Source organism: Coleofasciculus sp. C1-SOL-03 (genome assembly GCF_040220555.1).
Classification (GTDB): domain Bacteria; phylum Cyanobacteriota; class Cyanobacteriia; order Cyanobacteriales; family Coleofasciculaceae; genus Coleofasciculus.
In genome coordinates, this window is record NZ_JAVJUO010000013.1 from 1 (window position 1) to 20,404 (window position 20,404).

Annotated in this window: 11 protein-coding genes; 3 read left to right on the top strand and 8 right to left on the bottom strand. The window is 47.4% G+C overall.

Annotated features, from left to right (window positions below):
• Positions 1–194: 194 nt before the first annotated feature.
• Both RIE73_RS01790 and RIE73_RS01795 read right to left on the bottom strand, forming a co-directional pair.
• Positions 195–1,526, bottom strand: coding sequence for a TldD/PmbA family protein (locus RIE73_RS01790; RefSeq protein WP_446399550.1), 1,332 nt, complete (start codon positions 1,524–1,526; stop codon positions 195–197).
• 69 nt (positions 1,527–1,595) lie between these two features.
• On the bottom strand, positions 1,596–2,459 hold the full coding sequence (locus RIE73_RS01795; RefSeq protein WP_446399551.1) for a Tab2 family RNA-binding protein: 864 nt from the start codon (positions 2,457–2,459) through the stop codon (positions 1,596–1,598).
• A gap of 371 nt (positions 2,460–2,830) precedes the next feature.
• Between RIE73_RS01795 and RIE73_RS01800 the strand changes: the two genes are divergently transcribed.
• The 3 genes from RIE73_RS01800 (at position 2,831) to lnt (ending at position 6,086) form a co-directional block, all read left to right on the top strand.
• A complete protein-coding gene (locus RIE73_RS01800) occupies positions 2,831–3,517 on the top strand; it encodes a hypothetical protein (protein ID WP_446399552.1) in 687 nt (228 codons plus the stop codon).
• 196 nt (positions 3,518–3,713) lie between these two features.
• Positions 3,714–4,085 (top strand): hypothetical protein, encoded by a 372-nt coding sequence (locus tag RIE73_RS01805; protein ID WP_446399553.1) that lies wholly within the window; start codon positions 3,714–3,716, stop codon positions 4,083–4,085.
• Between the two features lie 396 nt (positions 4,086–4,481).
• Positions 4,482–6,086: an apolipoprotein N-acyltransferase gene (gene lnt / locus RIE73_RS01810; RefSeq protein ID WP_446399554.1), complete on the top strand. Its 1,605-nt coding sequence runs from the start codon at positions 4,482–4,484 to the stop codon at positions 6,084–6,086.
• A 214-nt stretch (positions 6,087–6,300) separates the two neighbouring features.
• Here lnt and RIE73_RS01815 read toward each other — a convergent pair whose 3' ends face one another.
• From RIE73_RS01815 to RIE73_RS01840, 6 genes are all read right to left on the bottom strand, one after another.
• Positions 6,301–6,759: a type II toxin-antitoxin system VapC family toxin gene (locus tag RIE73_RS01815; RefSeq protein ID WP_446399555.1), complete on the bottom strand. Its 459-nt coding sequence runs from the start codon at positions 6,757–6,759 to the stop codon at positions 6,301–6,303.
• Positions 6,756–7,016: a hypothetical protein gene (locus tag RIE73_RS01820; protein WP_446399556.1), complete on the bottom strand. Its 261-nt coding sequence runs from the start codon at positions 7,014–7,016 to the stop codon at positions 6,756–6,758. The genes RIE73_RS01815 and RIE73_RS01820 overlap by 4 nt, the downstream gene beginning before the upstream one ends.
• A gap of 87 nt (positions 7,017–7,103) precedes the next feature.
• The gene (locus RIE73_RS01825; protein ID WP_446399557.1) at positions 7,104–9,764 is read right to left on the bottom strand and encodes a CHAT domain-containing protein; all 2,661 of its coding nucleotides are present in this window, start codon (positions 9,762–9,764) and stop codon (positions 7,104–7,106) included.
• A gap of 144 nt (positions 9,765–9,908) precedes the next feature.
• Complete coding sequence (locus RIE73_RS01830) at positions 9,909–13,493, bottom strand: two-partner secretion domain-containing protein (protein ID WP_446399558.1); 3,585 nt, start codon at positions 13,491–13,493, stop codon at positions 9,909–9,911.
• Positions 13,494–13,708: 215 nt separating this feature from the next.
• Positions 13,709–16,960 (bottom strand): two-partner secretion domain-containing protein, encoded by a 3,252-nt coding sequence (locus RIE73_RS01835; RefSeq protein WP_446399559.1) that lies wholly within the window; start codon positions 16,958–16,960, stop codon positions 13,709–13,711.
• A gap of 121 nt (positions 16,961–17,081) precedes the next feature.
• A complete protein-coding gene (locus RIE73_RS01840; RefSeq protein ID WP_446399560.1) occupies positions 17,082–20,252 on the bottom strand; it encodes a two-partner secretion domain-containing protein in 3,171 nt (1,056 codons plus the stop codon).
• Positions 20,253–20,404: the final 152 nt, after the last annotated feature.

The following is a 20,404-nucleotide window of genomic DNA, read 5'->3' on the forward strand; positions in this document are numbered from 1 at the left end:
AACGAAAAATAGGGCGTTTCGGCTTTTAGAAGTTAGCTTGACCGAACAAGATTCTGTACGGTTTTCCTCCCTTGTCCTCTTGTCCCCCTTGCCCTCCTTGTCTTGTCCCAACCATAAAATAAAAAACCTACACCTGTCAGCTCACCCCATCTCCCCCTGCTCCCCCTCACCCCATCTCCCCCTCACCCCATCGCCTAAATCAAAATAGAGGTTTGCTCAGAAGCCGTCACTGAGAGTCCTTCTAAAACTAAGGATGGGGTATAACATGGACCATTCCATTCTGCATCTTCACCCAAGGCAATAATCTGCTTGAGGGCAGTGTAGACGTTACCCGCAACCATGGTGTCTTTCACCCGACCGATGATCGTACCGTTGCAGACGCGATACCCTAAATCTACATTGACAGAAAAGTCACCGGATATGCCAGCCCCACCACCGAGGATTTGGTCGATGACTAATCCATCATCTAGTTGCATCAGTAAGTCTCTCAATGAGCCTTTACCGGGTTGCACCATGATATTGACTAGCCCTGGGGTGGGATAACTGCCTAAACTGGGGCGAAATCCATTCCCTGTACTGCCAACTCCCAGTAATCGCCCGATGGTGCGATCGCAATAAAACTGCTGCAATTGTCCTTCGCGGATTAATAATAGGGGTCGGGTGGGTGTTCCTTCGTCATCAAACGGACAACTATACGGACCAGTATTCGGGTGTTGAGCAAGACTTAGGTTAAGGGAACTGACCACTTGACCCAAGCGATCGCTCCAGGGGGAAGCCCTTTCCCACACCTGTTTCCCATTCAATGCGGTTTGGACAGTATCCCAGAGTAAATCAGCGGCTTTGGCGGTGAGCAAAATTGGCACTTGACCGATCGGGGGATAAACGTTATTTTGCGCCCAGTTGAGGCGTTGCTGAATCGCTTTGACAACTTTATCGGCGTTAAGCTGTTCCCGTTGGGTTTGACCATCCGAGACGCATAAAAAGTCATCGCCACGCACCCATTCGACGGAGACAAAACAGTTGAGTGTGGTGTCGGTGTAGTGACAATCTAAGCCTTGAGAGTTGATCAAGCGGATGGTTTCGGCTTCACATTCCAATTCGGCGGTACACAGAACCTCTGGATTTGCGTCCCGAATTTTGGCGATCGCTTCTTTGCCCATGACAACCAAGTCTTCAACCGCCACGGATTGACCCAAGTCGGGATAATCTTCAGGATGTCCCCCCGGTGTGAGTTCCACCGATTCTGGTTCATTCAAGGCGCTAATGGCGATGGCGCGATCCACTAAGTCTTGAGGATTCACCGCCCCATAAGCCACCGCCAATCCGGGACGTCCGTTTTTCCATAAGCGCAGCGCCACCCCTTCTGATTGACTACTTTCTAGCCGCTTGAGGCGATTCGCTTCAAAAAGTACAGGGCGAGACAGCGATCGCGACTGATAGACCTCAGCATCCTTGGCTCCAGCTTTGAGTGCCAGATCTAAGAGTTGTTCGGAGGACAAGGCGGGTGACAAATTCGGAGACTCCATAATGTTTAGGGTTAATTATTCTGTTTATGTTTCTGGCGCATTGGTGGTAAACCCCTAACCCATTCGGCGCTACGTTAATTCTTGCAACAACCAAAATCCAGCAAAGGTTTCTGAGGTTGGTGTTGACTGCACGGCGAGAAAATGGACAAACTGGGCGTTTTCTTTGGCAGATTCAAAGCCTTGAGCTTCCGCTAGGGTTTGGGCATCGGTGAGGTTGGCTAAGATCCAGCTATCACTAGCACCCGTTTCCAGTAATAACCGAGGAGTGACACCTCCTTGAAATTTAACAAACGCCAGTTCTAAACCCGACATCCATGCGGCTAAGGCTTTGGCGCGATCGGAGAAAATAATCATGCCAGGAATGCGGGTATCGGGAGCCAGCTCCATCATTGACAGGGGAAAAGCTTCGCCAAAGTCAATGTCCCACTCATCCATATCAGCAAATGCTTCGGCTTCCAAGCTAACCAATGCCCATTTTTGTCCCTGGATGGTGTCGGGTAAGGGTTGAGGAACTTGAGGTTGGTAGCGCACAAAGGCAGAGGCGGCGGCTGAGGACTGATATCCGGGTTGCTGGGGATAAACGTCCTTGATCCGCTGGTTGAGCCAGTGATCTAGCGTGTATGTGCGACGACTGGCGATCGCAGGAATGCCTAACTCTTGGCAGGCTTTAGTAATCATGTTGTTCATCTGACGCCGGAAAAAGCGAATTTTTGTCGGTGTTTGTCCCGATGCAGCGATCGCCTCTTCTAAGGATTGCCGCAACCATAAGGAGTTGACCTGTTGGTTGGAGCAAAACTGCGCGTACTGAAATAAGTCGTCTGTGGATTGGTGGATGTTTAAAGGACTCTCACAAATTAAGACTTCCCAGAGCTTCTTTTGATTGTCGTCCAAGATTGGACGTGAATAGAAATCGAGTTCCCAAATAATCGTCATGCCAAGACTGTATAATCTAACCCCTCTTCTAATAATACGGGTTAGCGATCCGCTCCCTGAACGATTTATGCCAAGTTGCGGTCAAATCGAGTGGATAGGGGAGCGGGGGAAGCTGGGGAAGATGAGGGAGATGAGGGAGTTGGGGGAGCTGGGGGAGCTGGGGGAGCTGGGGGAGCGGGGGAAGCTGGGGAAGACTAACGGATCAGATGTTAAGAAAGCGGTAAGTTAGAGGTAAGCGCTCTCTCCATACCTGTAAATCACTGATCATGCCTGTGAATCGGATTGTACTGTTATGCGTGGTTGGAGGCGGACTGGCTATATTTGTTTTGTCAAATTTGTCAGCCCCCGTCTTGCCGATCGTATTTTTAGGAATGCAAACGGTTGCATTGCCTCTGACGGTATGGATTGGACTGGCGATCGCACTCGGCATACTTACCAGTTTAGTCTTACAATTACTCAATTTTCGACCCAGGAGAGTTCAGAGGTTTAATCGCGCCGCCCAAGCCTCGCCTCCAAATCGCTGGCGATCAGAGGTTGAGTTTGAGCAGGAGGAACCTGAACCAGAGGAAACTGAACCAGAAATGCCACCTCCCCCACCCCCTCCACCACCTCCTCCTCCTCCCAACCCTTCCCCCTCTGCTTCCGGTTCAGATTGGGATCAAGCTGTTGCTCCAGAGTGGAACTTTGAAGGAGAATCGGCAACATCCATAGAGGACGAGTTTGACTGGGATGAGTTTGAAAGTCAGCCAGAGGAAGAGGTATTAGAGGAAGAGGAAACAGAGCGCGATCGCCAAGAGCGCCGTATCGGAAGCGATCGCAGTAGTTACGAACCGCCTCAAGCACCCAGCCGCCGTTCTCAACCCGACTCGGTTTATTCCTACAGTTACCGGGAATCTAATACGTCTAAATCAAGGACTGGCAAATCTGAGGCAGTGTATGATGCTAACTATCGAGTAATTACCCCGCCGTACCGCCAATCCCCACCCCAAGCGGAACCGGAGGATGAGGATGAAGATGAAGACTGGGGATTTGAGTTTGATGATCAAGACAGAGGTTGATAGCTGAAACTTGATCAATGATCTATTGATTATTAACCAGCCTGCAAATTGTAAACTTGGTAACAAATTTGGTCAACCAATCCATAAAAAATTAATCACATTGTAAATTTATCGGCAAACTCTTGGTATGCTGAAAAGTATAATCAGTCTCAAACAGTAGCAAGTTTTCAACACTATAAAACCAGGGAGAGCGCTCATGAGACGCCACACACTCGTTGTTTTAAGCATCACTACTGCGATCTTTGGCTTAGTCCCTCTTGCCCAAGCTCAGTCCGACTCACCGTTTAGCTCGAATGACAATTCGGTTACGTTATCCGGTGAATCCCTACGGACTGTACAACGTCGCAGTCTATCCAACGATTACCTTTCCTTCTTCAATACCAACTCGTCCATTGTCCCAGATGAAGCAGGAGTGAATTCTGTGGATTCCGGCTTTGCCATTAGCGATCGCCTACGAATTGTCGTGGGAGATACCCTCAACTCTGGTGATCCCCTTGACCTATTTCCGGCTGTGGGAGAAGAGGGAGATGTTCAGCGACTCAAGTTACAAGTGCCGCTCAGGGAATAATTAGTCATAACTATTCTCAAATGACATCCGCAAAGTCGCGCAAAATTATTTGATAACTCTTGCTGATGTCATAGTCATTAAAAATAGAAGACAATTAAGAAACACCTCCAACACAAACAAGCAAATCTGGGCTAGTACGGTGAGAAATGTTCCTGGTTTCTCAAGTCTACTAGCCTATTCTCTTGGGCAAAAGGTAAGGTAAAGGGTAAAAGGACGAGTGGGTGATCCTGCTTCAGGGGGAAGCAATTCTTAAAGTCCTTTGTTACTAAGTAGGTTGGTGGAAATAAACTTAACTAGATTAAGTTATGTAAACAAGCCTTAAACCCTGACTGTTCCCTGTTCCCTGTTCCCTGTTCCCTAATCTCCACCGCTAACTTTAATTGTGTCCACCCACTTATGCCTATTCCTAAGCAACTTTGGCGAGCGTCTCCTATCTTATTATCCCTGCTGGGTGGTATCCTCATGGGATTAACCCCATCCCCTGTGGAAGCCTGGTCTTTGGCGTGGATTGCTTTGGTTCCCTTATGGTTCTTAGTGGTGAATCAGCCAAGTCTGCGCCAGACGGCTTTATATGGTTTCTGCTGGGGGATTGGTTACCAAGGGTTAGCCCTATTTTGGATTACAGGTGTACATCCCATGGATTGGATGGGAGTACCCTGGTTAGCCAGTTTAGCGATCGCGCTTTTTTGCTGGGTGTTTATTACCCTCTGGGGAACAATTCTGGTGGTGCTGTGGGCGGTGGGGATGACGGCGTTTAATTCACTCTTAAATCGTCAAGGTGCAAAGTTTAGGACGGTTATTCGGGTTTTAGTCGGAATTGCCCTCTGGTGTGGTTTAGAAGCCTTCTGGACGTTAGGCGATCTCAATTGGACATCTCTGGCTTATACCCAAAGTCCCCATAATTTATGGATTTTACACCTGGGTCAGATTTCGGGTCCGTTTACAGTAACCGCCGCCGTTGTTGCGGTGAATGGATTAATCGCGGAAGCTGGGATTAGTTATTTCTCAAATCGCACCCAACGAGTCACTGGATCTAGCGCCAAGCAAAAATTTCTCCTAGCATTAGGACTTCTTGTTGGTTTCCATCTGATTGGGTTTGGACTCTACAGTCGCCCGCTGATTCAACCCACTCAAGCCGCCTTCAACGTTGGTATTATTCAAGGGAATATTCCCAACCGGATTAAACTCTATCGAGATGGTTGGAGTCGGGCAATTGAAAATTATACCAATGGTTACAACGCCTTAGCGGATAAAGGAGTAGAAGCTGTCCTCACACCGGAAACAGCATTACCCTTTCTCTGGGATGAACAGATTAATCAATTTCGCTCACCCGTTCCCTTTTATCAATACAAACTCGATCGCTTGAAAGAGGCTATTTTAGACAAAGGTGTGCTGGTTTGGCTGGGGGCGTTTGGGGAAAAAGGAGATAGCCTGACGAATAGTTTATTTACGATTACAGGTACAGGGGAAACCATCAGCCGCTATAACAAAGTAATTCTCGTCCCATTGGGCGAATATATTCCCTTTGAGGAACTATTGGGTAGTTTAATTGATCGCCTTTCCCCCTTAGATGCCCATTTAGCCGCAGGTCAACCCAACCAACAGTTTGACACACCGTTTGGTCGTGCGATCGCGGGGATTTGTTATGAGTCAGCGTTTGCCTATCATTTCCACCGTCAAGCGGCTAGGGGGGGTGAGTTTATTCTCAGTGCTTCCAATAATGCTCATTATAGTGAAACCATGCCCGCCCAACATCACGCCCAAGATGTGATGCGTGCCATTGAAACCGATCGGTGGGCAGTACGGGCGACGAATACGGGCTATTCTGGCATTGTCGATCCTCACGGTAGAACCTTATGGCTTTCTGGGATTAATACTTACGAGATTCATGCGGCGACAGTTTATCGGCGACAAACCCAAACGCTTTACGTGCGTTGGGGAAATTGGTTAACGCCAACATTAATAGGATTAGCGATTTTGGCGTTTATCGTGAGTCGCTAATCCTGTTTGTAGTAAGCTGTCATGCATTTAAATTGGGTATTAGTAGCGAACAAGATGCTCGCACTACAAGGATTTAACCATTATTGACATTAAAGTTTAAATGCCGAACAGCTTAGGCACTTTATTCGCCCCTAGCCAGAGGACTAAAGTCCTCACTACAAACGCCCAACATCCTGCACGTTTGTTTAGCTGCGGTTTCAACCACCATAACTGTTTACCTTGACTCAGTACCATTAAAATCATTTAGAACTAACACTTGTAATTCTCTAACCCTTCTGAAAATAACATCATTTGTCAGAAATGCTTCACATCCTACGGCGAGGGATACAGCAACCTGAAACGCATCAGGTAATTGCAAATTATATCTGGCTCGGATTTGAGCAGCTTGTAGTGCTATTGGTTGGTCAATTTCTACAAATTCAATATTATCAGTTCCAGTAAGCAGTTCAATGAAGTCTTGCTGTAATTGTGTTTGTCCTAATCGAGAAGGTAGCACTAAGCACTCAGCTAAAGTAATGGGTGAAGCCACTCCCATTGCCCCACTGTTGACAATATAGTCGAATACTACGCTGACAAGGGCAAAGTATTGCGGGTTTCGTTCTATGTAGTAAATGACTGGTGCTGTGTCTAAAAACAACCGCGTCACACCCTGGAGGCTTTCTGTAATATTCACTCCTCTTTCCTTAATTCCATTTGAGCAATTTCTAAATCTGGAAACTCCCCACGCCTCAGGCGGGTGACATAGTCCTGAGCATCCATACCCTTGAGTAGATTAGGGGCTATTCCCGCAAATTCTGTCACGTTACGGCGGGGTTTCCGTTTCATCTCACACCGTCGTAGTTTCTGGGTTAAGTAAGCGATAAGCTGCAATTGTTCATCAGGTGTGAGAGCATCTGCTTGTTTAATCAAATCTAATAATTCTTTAGACATTTTGATTTATCCTATTTTATTCAAGTCTAAACGTGCCGACGACGAACATGATAGGTGGGAAACGTGCCATATCCTTTCGCCCAAGGTTTAAACCCAATTGCCAACTAATACAAACGGTGTCCAAAAATAGGGATGTTTCCGATATTGGGGATCTTGTAAAATCAAGAGTTGAGCGCGACGCAGGGCTTCGGCTTTACTCACTTTATCTTCTGTGAGTGCTTGGTAAAACTTCACCATCAGATCTGCCGTCGTCGCGTCATCCACTAACCATAATGTGGCGATGGTACTCCTCGCCCCTGCCCTCACAGCGACACCCGCTAATCCTAACGCGGCGCGATCATCGCCTTTGGCGGTTTCACAGGCACTGAGTACCAATAATTCAATGGGATTGGTGCGACGCAGATTTGTGGTTTTGAGTAAGGAACTCAATTCATTCACATTCAACTTATCATCCCAGGTAATAATAAAGGTTCCCTCCGCTTCTGAACTAAATTGACCGTGGGTGGCGAGGTGAACCACGGGAAATGATACGTTACCCATCGTGTTTTCTAACGTGGATTTGGTAAACTCCTGATTGAGTAACAATTTCCCAGGCATAAAGGATTGAATTTTCTGGAGTTCGATTTTGACATTGGGGAGGGGGGAAAAGTCTAGGCGGGATTCGGAAAGTCCAGCGGTTAATACTTCAAGCTGTTGTTCGGTCAGGGGTGTGGATTCTAATAATTCTAACCCTGGCGTTAGTGCGATCGCATACTTTTGCAGTAAGTAGTTTTCCCCGTCGTGTAGCGCCGCCATCGGGATATTCCGCAGCGTGCCATTCAACACAAACACTAAGGTTTTTGCCTCACTTTTGGCTAAATCGGCGGCGGCGGGTTTGATAATCCAGTCATAGACTTTGCGGGCGAGGGGGAGAAATCGTAAACTGGTACGTTGGGGTAAGGCTTGACGTAATTCCTCTAATGTGCTTTCTAATTCCGTTTGGGCAACAACGGTGGTATAATGGCGCAAAGGTTGATTGGGTAAATTGACAATGATTTCCAAGCGATCAGAGAGGATGATGGGGTAAAGTACGGCAGCATTCGGGTCAATCGTATCAATTTGTACAGGGTGGGCGGTGATACAATCGGCTTGAAAAAAGTTATCTAATTCCGCGATTTGGAGTAATTCAATCACCTGACGGGCTTGTTCGAGTCGTTCTGGACTAATTTGAGTCTCATCTTTAGGTAATAAAAGTTCGACTAACTGTCGGTAGATGGGTTCAACCTGTTCCCGAAAAGAATATTGGACATTAGAATTCACCGCGACTAAATCGCTACGCAGGGATTGTAGCGTATCCACCGCCCCTTGGTACGCCGCAATTGCCCCTTGGGTATCGCCTTGCTGTTTGAGTAAGCGCCCTAGTTGCCATTGCCAAGGATACAGACTATCCCAGGCTTCGATGGCTTGGGTTTGGATTAAGGCTTTTTGGGTTAACGCTTGGGCTGGTTGCCATTGATGGGTTTGTTCATAGAGATGTCCCAGGGTTCCTAATGCATAGGCGTGGAGGCGTTTATCTCCCAGGGTTTCCGCCTGCTGGATAGCCGTTGTCAGGATTTGGGCGATGTCTGGGTGTAGAGACGCGCCATGGCGCGTCTCTACTAATTTAATCAGACTTTCGGCAAAATTAATCCGGGATGTAATTGCTTGATCTGAAAGGGGTAAGCGGTTGAGTTGGCTTTGGATTTGCGGGACTAAGGTTTGGGCTTGTTGGTGATTTCCAGTTTCGATGAGTAAGCTGAGTTGATTGAGTGTTGCCTGTAATTGGATCAGGGGAGACGGGGCTTCAGTTATCGCTTGTTCATAGAACTCTAGGGCGGCTTCAACTTGCTGCTGTTGACGGGCGGTATTGGCAAGGCTGAATAGGGCGGCGCTAATATCAGAGGGGGAGTCTAACTGGCGGGCAATTTGTAAACTTTCCTCTAATACCTGACGGGCTTGGGGCATGTCGTTTACAAATTGTAACACTTCTCCGAGCGATCGCAAGCCGACGGCTTTGGTGAGGGAATCGGGTTGATTATCCAGGGTTTGTCTGACTTGCTGGAGTAATCGTAATGCCCGTCGATGAAATCCTAAGACTTGCATCGCTTGCGCCTGATTAATTTGGCTTTTTAGTTTACCTGTTTTATCCCCTAACTGATTGTACAGGGCGGTGGCTTGCTCCCAAGTGGCTAGGGCTGGTTCGGGTTGTCCCTGATTCAGTTGTAAACGCCCCTGAATATTGAGGCTTTGGGCTAAGACATTGAGGTGATGGGTAGAAACCTCGCGGTTAGGTTCAGGTTGCAGCAGGGTTAAACTTTGGGAAATGGCGTCATTTGCCTGAGACCATAAGCTGAGTTGGTGATAGGCTAAGGCGAGATTACTCAGCACTGTGGCTTGCTTGATGGTATCGCCTTGGGTTTGATAGGCTTGGGCGGCTTTTTCTAGGAGTTCTACGGCGTTAGCATATTGACCCGCTTCGTAGAAGATTCTGCCCTGTTTCACCCATTCTTCCGGGGAGGAATTAGCGGTTGTTGCCTCGATTGCGGCTATTTGGGGTTGGTTTTGTCCGATTCCGGTTGCGGACACGGGGGAAATGATTATACATAAAATGGCGGTGAGAATGGCTAATAGTAGCCATGAGATACCCCATTGATTAGCGCTAAAGCGCTGACTACGAACTAGGGCGCTAAATCTTTTTATACGAACAGGTAGATACCATTTGTTTTTCATACTATTTTATCCTAATAAAATTATGTTATTGGGGGACGCTTTTTTTGCTTCTTGCTCCCCTCTCCCCAGAGTGGGAGAGGGGTTGGGGGTGAGGGGTATCGCTAATACTAAATCCAATGAGTTTACCCCCTCCTGCCTTTTTAATTACTCGCAGAAATTAGGATTGATTCGGCGACTTTCCGGTGTTCCATTCGTCGCCTCCGCCGTCAGGATAACATTACCTTGTTCATCGATAATCCATCCCTTAGCTTCTACAATCTGGCGCGATTGAGAGGGTTTATCGGACAGAGTTGCCGTAGTAGTCTGGTTATCGCTTGCGGGTGACTCTAAGGAAATCCAATCGGCAAATACCGCTTCTCCCCGGAGTAATTCATTCGGTTTAGGAGGTAAACCGCCGCGTCCAGTGACCACAAAACTACTTTGATTGAGTCCAGCATCGGCTTGGCAAACTTGACCCACTAATCCTCGCACATCTATTGGTTGAGTGGGTAATTGAATTAAGTCCCGACTGGGATCAACATCAGGAGTATTAATCTCCACATTGCCAGCTAACCCAAATTGGGAACTGGCAGTAATATCACTTTTTGGCGTGCGCTGGGGACGAAATTCTAACCCAAAAATACTTTGCGCGGTGATATTAATATTACCGCCATCCCCCTCAAAGGCATCGGCAACAATGTCGCTATTTTCGTCTTCCACCGCTACAATAAATTCGGTATCTATAGTAATATTTCCCCCATTACCCTGACCGCCAAGCGCTTCTGCCGAAATCAAGCTATTGCGGCGCATTTCGATTAAATCTGCTGCCTGTAGGGTCATATTACCGCCTTCTCCGGATACGGTACTGGCAATCAAGGAACCTTGGTCATCCAGGTTAATCGAGTTGGCTATAATCTGCATTTGCCCGGCATTTCCTGTGGCTTGATTCGGTAGAATAATGCCTTGCAACACCCCAAATCCTAACGTGTTATCGGTAAGACGCAAGTCATTGGCGGCTGTTCCGGTTGCGGCGGTCACTCTTGCCCCATCTCGGACGATTAATTGATCGGTATTTACCTGCAAATTCCCCGCATTTCCCGTACCAAATCCCTGGGCATATAATCCACTGGGAAAACCATCGGCAGATGTCCCGCTTAATTCTACCAATTCAGCCGCATTGACGACTAAACTTCCCCCTTGACCATCACCAATCGATGAAGCGGTGACAAATCCCCCATCTTGAATCAGTAATCGCCCCGTATTAATGGTCAGATTTCCCGCCTTTCCTGCACCCGTCGGATTCGACTCTGTATTAACAGTATCGGTACCTAAGGTGCTGGGAATGATATTAACCGGAGATTTTCCAATCACTTCCACTGATTCAGACGCATTCACGGTTAAATCCCCGCCTTCACCGGAACCTGCTGTGCCAACTTCGACAAATCCGCCATCACGGATAATCAAGCGGCGGGTATTAATCGTCAAGTCTCCCGTATCACCCGTACCTAGAGTTCCCGAGGATAAAAGACTAGGAGTTTCCTCAACCAAAGATACCCCAATCACCTCGACTGACTCAGAGGCATTCACCTCTAAATCTCCTCCTCTCCCTTGAGCAAACGTTGTTCCGGATACATTTGCCCCTTCCCGAATTATCAATCGTCCGGTTTCAATTCTTAGGGTTCCCGCATCGCCAGAACTACTTGATTCGGTAAACAACCCACTGATTACATTAAGGGTACCGGTTAGTTCCACGGTATTGGAGGCTTTCACGGTTAAATCGCCCCCTTGACCCCCACCAAATGAGGACGTTGATGCCCGTGCGCCCGATCGCAAGTTGAATTGCTGTGTTTCAATCAGGATATCTCCGGCAGCACCCTCTCCTGATGTAATCCCATAGAAGCCGCTACTGGGAACGGTTGCTAGAAACTCAGTCACCCCAGGAATGGCGTCTAATAGGGGATTATTCACCGCACCCTCCATCGTCACACCACTGGCTTCAACGGATTCTGTGGCTTGTATGGTGATATTTCCGCCAGGGATTGCCCCTAAGGTTCCGGCAATCACTCGTGCGCCATTGGTTAAGGAGACTGAATTGGCATCAATTTGGATATCGCCGCCTCGGAGATTAGGTGCAGGAATTGGACTCAGACTGGCACTACCAATGAGATTATTATCCCACGCGATCGCACCTTGACTCCTTAATTTTATGCTTCCCCCCACTGCACCGATGGAAAAGATATCAGCAGTGACGATATCTCCCTCACCAATTAAGGTAATATCACCACCTTTCCCTTCTAGAAAACTCGCATTTACGGTGCCATTGACGGCGATGCTGTCTCTGGAGTCAATCGTGATTGAACTGATAGTCGCCGCCGGATTATCTGGATTATTTGGACTAATCGCTACGCCCGACATACCGTTGATGGTAATTTTGCCACCGGGTAAGGATAAATTCGGTTGGTATTGATTGGTAATCAAGGCAACACCATCAGGGGCATTGAAAAAGATACCACCAATCGTAATATCGGCACTTGTGGGAATTCCCACGGGATTAGGTAAAGGTGGAATAATAATCCCCGTGGCTGGGATACCCTGAATATCTGGGATATTAAATGCTGTTGTCCCTGCCCGGATATCTAACGTGGGTTGAGTTTTACCATCAACTAATACAGTTGTGCCATCTGACAGAGTAATCGTTTCTACAATACCATTAACCGGGTCAGGCGACTGGATAATAACGTCCCCTGGAATCGTGACACTGCCTCCCGCCAGAATATGCAGTGAAGCACCCACATAGCCGCCTAACACGACATCCCCACTGGCGCGAATAACGGGGTCTTCTGGACTGGTTAATTGTCCCCAATTCCCCGCTAAATCTTCAATCCGAAAACTGCCCCCGCTTGTATAATGAGCATTCCCTTTAATGGGATTCGCTGAACGCAAGACTAAATCTGCACCGGAAAAGAGTCCACTATCCGGATGATTCAACGCCGAAATCTCGATACGGTTAGCGCCTTCTACCTCTAACTGATTCCCCGCCGCTGCGATAAATGGATTGCTGATTGTATCCTGCATTATTACCGTATCTGTGGCATAGAGACTTACATCTCGTTCAGCAGAAACTTGACCTTGTAACGAGAGAGTCTGGGCGGCTAAACTTAAATCTTGCCCGACAATTAAGTTCCCCCGATTGGTAATAGACGCATTTGTCGCATTGTTGCCATATTGCAATCCTGGGGTAACATTAACCGTCAGCAAAGGTGGGGCTTCCGGGTTCGTAGCGCTAAACGTCAACCCATTCTCAAATACCACCGCATCGGCTGTGGTTCCCACAAAGGAACCTGCTACATCCAGACGCGCCCCTTTACCAAAGATAATCCCATTTGGATTGAGTAAATATAACGACGCTTGTCCATTTACTCCCAAGGTTCCTAAGATATCCGATATATCATTCCCCGTCACTCGCGAGAAAATCGTATCAATCCCGGTTGGATTAGCAAAATAGACACGCCCCCCCTCTCCCACATTAAATTCTAAGAAACTGTGGAACAAATTTGTGTCGCGAATTGCCCCTCCTTCAATCAAATCGGCTGGCAAACCTTTGATTTCCACATTCGGTGTGACTACGGAATTTTCACCCTCTAACGTGGTATCGGGAGTAATTTGGGCGACGACAGGATTCTCTAAAACAGCAAATATCCCACCTATCGCTAACAATCCGGCTAGCTTGACTTTCCAACTTCTAGGCATTTGGTAGATAGTCCCTCTCGAAAATATCAATGATGCAGGCATTAACTTGAATTAATCTACCCCCCTGGGATAGAGTTACTTGACGCTGATTTTTGTTAATAAATATCTGGACATAATTTTTTCACTGAGTAAAGACTTTTCATAAACCTCAATTCTTTGTCTCTGTTCCCTGTTCCCTGTTCCCTCGCCTCACCCCAAAACTTATTCAACAGACCCTAGTTACAAAAACTGGGATTAACCCATAACCTTTTAGGCATAGCATTGGGGATAGATGCGGTTAAAGTAATATTTCCCTCAGCATCAATGACCCAGCCATTCGCTTCCACAATTTGACCATTCGAGGCATTTTGCGCTGGGATTGTTGTTCGGTTCACCTGAACCGATTCATCTGCATCTGATGCCAAGGGAATCCAATCCACTAGCACAGCTTCCCCCCGCAATAACTCACTAGGTTTTGGCGGTAAACCCCCGCGTCCCGTCACCACAAACTGGCTGCGGTTGTCCACTACATCAGCCCGACAAACTTGAGCCACCAATCCGCGCACATCTATAGGCTGAGTGGGTAATTGGGTTAATCCGCGACTGGGGTCAATATTGGGCGTATTCAGGACTACATCCCCCTCTAAGCCAAATTGTGAACTAGCTGTAATATCACTTTTCGGCGTCCGTTGGGGACGAAATTCTAACCCAAAAATATTTTGCGCGGTGATATTAATATTACCACCATTGCCGCCAAAAGCATCGGCGACAATATCGCTATTTTCATCTTCAATAGCGACGACAAATTCTGTATCAATGTCAATATTCCCCCCATCACCTTGACCGCCAAAGGCTTCTGCCGAAATCAGGCTATTGCGGCGCATTTCGATTAAATCCTCTACCTGAAGATTGATATTCCCGCCCTCACCGGAAACCGTTTTGGCAATCAAGGCGCCCCGATTATCCAGAGTAATGGTATCTGCTTCAATTCTCATCCTACCAGCATTACCTGTAGCCGCATCCGGAAACGTGATATTTAGTCCCGCACCAAACCCATAGGTGCCACTACTAAACCGGGCTAAGTCTTCCTGAGTCGTACCCGTGGAAACCGTTATCCTTGCCCCATTTTTCACCACCAGTTGTGGTGTTTGCACCTCTATATTATTGCCATCACCAGCACCAAACCCTTGAGAATATAAGCCACTCGAAATCCTCCCGGCTGATGTACCCTTGAGTTCGATAGATTCGGAAGCGTTAACCGATAAACTCCCAGCTTCACCTACCCAAAATGTGGACGCAGATAGAACAGCGCCATCTTGAACACTCAAGCGCTGAGTATTAATGGTTAAGCGTCCTCCCCGACCAAATTCTATCGTATCTGTCGATATGGCACTAGGAATACCCCGGATAGCAGATACACCTACCACATCCACCGATTCAGCCCCATTAATGGTTAAATTTCCGGCATTTCCTAAGCTAAACGACGTAGTACCTATTCCTGCACCATCTGTTTTTATCGTCACCTCTCCCGTTGCACCTGTTCCTATCGTGAACGTTAATAAGGAACTGGCTGGACTATTCAGGGGTGAACCGGGCGCATTGATAATTGTAGTTTGAACCTCTGGTGGTAAGGTTGCCACAAAGTCTTCCAGAGGGGGAATGACGGTAATTAATGTGTTCAGTAATCGGCTATCGGTTTTGGTTCCCCTAAGCTGAATCGTATCCGAGGCGGTTATGGTTAAATCTCCGGCTTTAGCCGCGCCCAAAGTACCGACAATAACTCGTGCGGCATTGTTTAAGGAAACTGAATTGGTATCAATGGTAATATCTCCGCCTTGAACAGGTATCGGGGAAAAGGGCAACAAACTAGCACTGAGGATGAGATGATTATCCCACGCGATCGCACCTTGGCTACTTACTTTAATGGTTCCGCCCACTGCGCCGATGGATAAGATATCTGAGGTGATGATATCTCCTTCCCCAATTAAGGTAATATCGCCACCATTACCCGGCGGTAACGGCGATGATGGGGATATAGAGGATGTGTTTATCTGCCCATTGATGGCAATACCGCTTCTGGAGTCGATGACAACTGCACCCCCATTCCCGGATAAACTCCCTGTAGTAATTGCGCCACTGAATCCAAGAACACTGGTTAGTTCATTGACATTGATGACACCACCGGGTAACCCAGGATTGGGCTGATACTGATTGGTTAAAAATACCAGTCCTCCGGGGTTAAAGATGCCACCAATCGTAATATCAGCACTTGTGGGAATCCCCACGGGATTAGGTAAAGGCGGAAAAATAATCCCTGTAGCTGGGATACCCTGAATATCTGGGATATTAAATGCTGTTGTCCCCGCCCGGATATCTAAGGTGGGTTTTGTTTTACCATCAACTAATACAGTAGTGCCATCTGACAGGGTAATGTTCTCAACAATACCATTAACCGGGTCGGGAGACTGGATAATAACGTCCCCTGAAATCGTGACACTTCCTCCCGCCAGAATATGCAGTGAAGCGCCCACGTAGCCCCCTAACACTACATCCCCACTGGCGCGAATCACTGGGTCTTCTGGACTGGTTAATTGTCCCCAATTCCCCTCTAAATCTTCAATCCGAAAACTGCCCCCGCTTGTATAATGAGCATTCCCTTTAATTGGATTCGCTGAACGCAAGACTAAATCTGCACCTGAAAACAGTCCACTATTGGCATGGTTTAACGCCAAAATCTCGATACGGTTAGCGCCTTCTACCTCTAACTGATTCCCCGCCGCCGCGATAAACGGATTGCTGATTGTATCCTGCATCATTACCGTATCTTTGGCATAGAGACTTACATCTCTTTGAGCAGAAACTTGACCTTGTAAATTCAGATTGCCTGATGCTAAGGTTAAATCTTGCCCAACCACTAAGTTCCCCCGATTGGTAATAGACGCATCTGTCTGATTGTTTCCATATTGCAATCCTGGGGTGACATTAACCGTGAGTAGAGGTGGGGCGTCTGGGTTGCTGGCGCTAAAGGTCAACCCATTCTCAAATACCACCGCATCGGCTGTGGTTCCCACAAAGGAACCCGGTACATCCAGACGCGCCCCTTTACCAAAGATAATCCCATTCGGATTAAGTAAATATAAGGACGCTTGTCCATTTACGCCCAACGTCCCCAGAATATCCGATACATCATTCCCCGTCACTCGCGAGAAAATTGTTTCAATCCCCGCCGGATTAGAAAAATAGACACGCCCGCCCTCGCCCACATTAAAGTCTAAGAAACTATGGAACAGATTTGTGTCGCGAATTGCCCCCCCTTCAATCAAATCGGCGGGCAATCCTTTTATCTCCACATTCGGTGTGACCACGGAATTTTCACCCTCTAACGTGGTATCAGGGGTAATTTGGGCAACGACAGGATTCTCTAAAACAGCAATTGTCCCTCCCATTGCTAACAATCCCGCTAATTTAACGTTCCAATTTTTAGGCATTTGGTAGATAGTCCCTCTCCAGAAATATCAATGATGCAGTCATTAACTTGAATTAATCTACCCCCCTGGGATAGAAGCAATGTCTTCTAATTTTTGTTAACCTTGAGGATCATCGCCATACTTAATCACAGAAACTCGGATTAAACCCCGACGTATTCGGCGTAGCCTTAGGAATAGACCTGATTAACGTAACATTTCCTTCAGCATCAATGACCCAGCCATTCGCTTCCACAATTTGAGCAGTTGAGGCATTTTGCGCCGGGATGGTTATGCTGTTCACCTCCACCGATTCATCCGCCTCTGATGCTAAAGGAATCCAATCGGCTAGCACCGCTTCTCCCCGTAGCAATTCATTAGGTTTTGGCGGTAAACCCCCGCGTCCAGTTATCACAAACTGACTGCGGTTTTCAATCACATCCGCCCGACAAACTTGAGCCACTAATCCCCGCACATCCACCGGTTGAGTGGGTAATTGGTTTAATCCGCGACTGGGGTCAACATCGGGTGTATTGAGTACCACATTCCCTTCTAAGCCAAATCTGGAACTAGCCGTAATATCACTTTTTGGTGTGCGTTGGGGACGAAATTCTAAGCCAAAGATATTTTGTGCGGTGATAGTAATATTGCCGCCATTTCCGCCAAAAGCATCAGCCACAATATCGCTATTTTCCTCCTCCAGTGCCACCACAAATTCTGTATCAATGTCAATATTGCCGCCATCTCCTTCACCACCAAAGGCTTCGGCTGAAATCAGACTATTACGGCGCATTTCGATTAAATCGTCTACCTGAAGATTGATATTACCTCCCTCACCGGAAATGGTTCTGGCAATTAGGGAACCTTGATTATTAAACTGGATGGAGTTAGCCTCAATCATCATCGTACCAGCATTTCCTGTGGCTTGATCACTAAACTCAACCTCTAATCCAAACCCAAAACTTAAAGAACTAGCTGCAAGCTGGGTATCATCGGTTATAGTTCCCGTGGCTACGGTTACTCTCGCGCCATCCTCAACCCTTAATTGATCAGTATTGACCGCTAAATCCCCGGCATTCCCTGTGCCAAATCCTTGAGCATATAAACCACTAGGAAACCCATCAATTGAACGACCTCTTAAGTTGATCGATTCAGAGGCATTAACCTGTAAATTTCCCCCTTGTCCTGAACCAAAAGTAGATGCGGATATAAAGGCGCCATCTTGTACCCTTAACTGTCTGGTATTTACACTTAAATTTCCCGCATCTCCTGCATCCGGCAATAGGGAAAACGTATCGACAGAAATCGCGCTGGGAATCTCACCGACAGCGGCTTTGCCAATAATATCGATTGATTCCGAGGCGTTCACGGTTAAATCTCCGCCATCCCCTTGGCTAAAGGTGGTTGTACCAATCGCACCGCCATCGCGAATCATCAACCGTTGTGTATTTACGAAAATCTTTCCCGCATCACCGGTGCCTCTGGCAATATTGCCAATGGCGCTAGGAAAGTTTCCCTCTGGGGTTGTGCCAATAATATCGATAGCTTCAGCCGCATTTACAGTAACAATTCCCCCATCACCACTAGCCAAGACAGTTGAGGCTGAGACTAATCCGCCATTACGGAGAATCAGGTTGTCTGTATTGAGGGTTAAATTCCCCGCCTCTCCCAATCCGTTGGTTTGCGAGAATAAGCCACCCGGATTATCCTCTGATGAACTGCCAATTATTTCCACGAAGGCAGCATTTATGGTTAAATTGCCACTATCACCCTGACCAATGGTATTAGTTGAGACTCGTCCTAAATCTTGGCTAAATAATTGTCCCGTTTCAATGTCGATATTGCCCGCCGTTCCGCTACCGACAGCCGTTAGCGCATACAAACCACTCCCGGAAATTTGTGCTAGTGCGGGGTTTTCTATAGAGTTTAAAGCAGCGGCTAAAGCGGGTGTTGATACAATGTCCTCAGGTAGCAGGTTGAGTCCTGCCAGTAACGCTCTAAACAAGTCTTGGTTAATTGGATTACTTGATAGTCCCTGAAATTCTATCGATTCAGCGGTTTTCACTTGCAAGTCTCCCCCATTCGCCGCACCCAGCGTGACGGTAACCAGGCGAGCGCTATTATTTAAAGATAGGGAGTTGGCATTAATAATAATGTCACCGCTGCTTGTACCAGGTTCTGGGGTGATACTGATACTGCTAATCAGGTGATCATTAAATGTGGGTTGGGTTTTGCCATTAATTAATACAGTTGTGCCATCGGACAGGGTAATGGTTTCTACGATACCTTGAATTGGGTCGGCGGACAGGATTTCAACTCCTCCGGGAATCGTGACACCTCCTCCCGCCAGAATATGCAGTGAAGCGCCTTGATATCCACCTAAAATTACATCCCCACGCGCCCGAATAATGGGGTCTTCTAAACTTTCTAACCGTCCCAGATTTCCCTGTCCATCTTCTAGGCGAAAACTCCCCCCGGTTGTATAATGAGCATTACCTTGAATGGGATTAGGCGATCGCAAGACTAAATCTGCACCGGAAAAGAGTCCACTATCCGGATGATTTAATGCCGAAATCTCAATCCGGTTCCTGCCTTCTACCTCTAACTGATTCCCCGCTGCCGCGATAAACGGATGGCTAACTGTATCCTGCATGATTACTGTATCTGTAGCATGCAGGTTTAAATCGCGTCCCGCCGACAGTTGACCTTGTAACTTCAGATTGCCAGCGGCTAACCTTAAATCTTGTCCGACAACTAAGTTCCCCGAATTCGTAATAGACGCATTTGCTGGATTGTTTCCATATGGATATTGCAATCCTGGGGTAACATTAATGGTCAGCAGGGGTGGGGCGTCTGGGTTGCTGGCGCTAAACTTCAACCCATTCTCAAATACCACCGCATCGGCTGTAGTCCCGACAAAGGAACCGGGTACATCCAGACGCGCCCCTTCACCAAAGATAATTCCATTGGGATTGAGTAAATATAAGGACGCTTGTCCATTTACGCCCAAAGTCCCCAGAATGTCCGATACATCATTCCCCGTCACTCGCGACAAAATCGTTTCAATCCCCGCCGGATTAGCAAAATAGACACGCCCACCCTCGCCCACATTAAAGTCTAAGAAACTATGGAACAGATTCGAGTCGCGAATTGCCCCCCCTTCTATCAACTCGGCTGGCAATCCTTTAATCTCCACATGCGGTGTCACGATAGACTGTTCAACCCCTAGAGTGGTATCCGGTTGAATCTGTGCTAATGCAGGTGAAACAACTGGAGCGATCGCGCCCCATCCTGCTAAAATCAGGCTGAACCTCAATGGTCTATGCCATAACCGATATAATTTTGCTAACTTATGCTAACAATGCACTCTAAAAGACAAGCTCTTAGAGAGGGGATATCTCCCAAAGCCCGTAGGAAAATCCCACGGGCGCCGTTAATGTCCCTGTCCATCCGAAATCCATCACCACC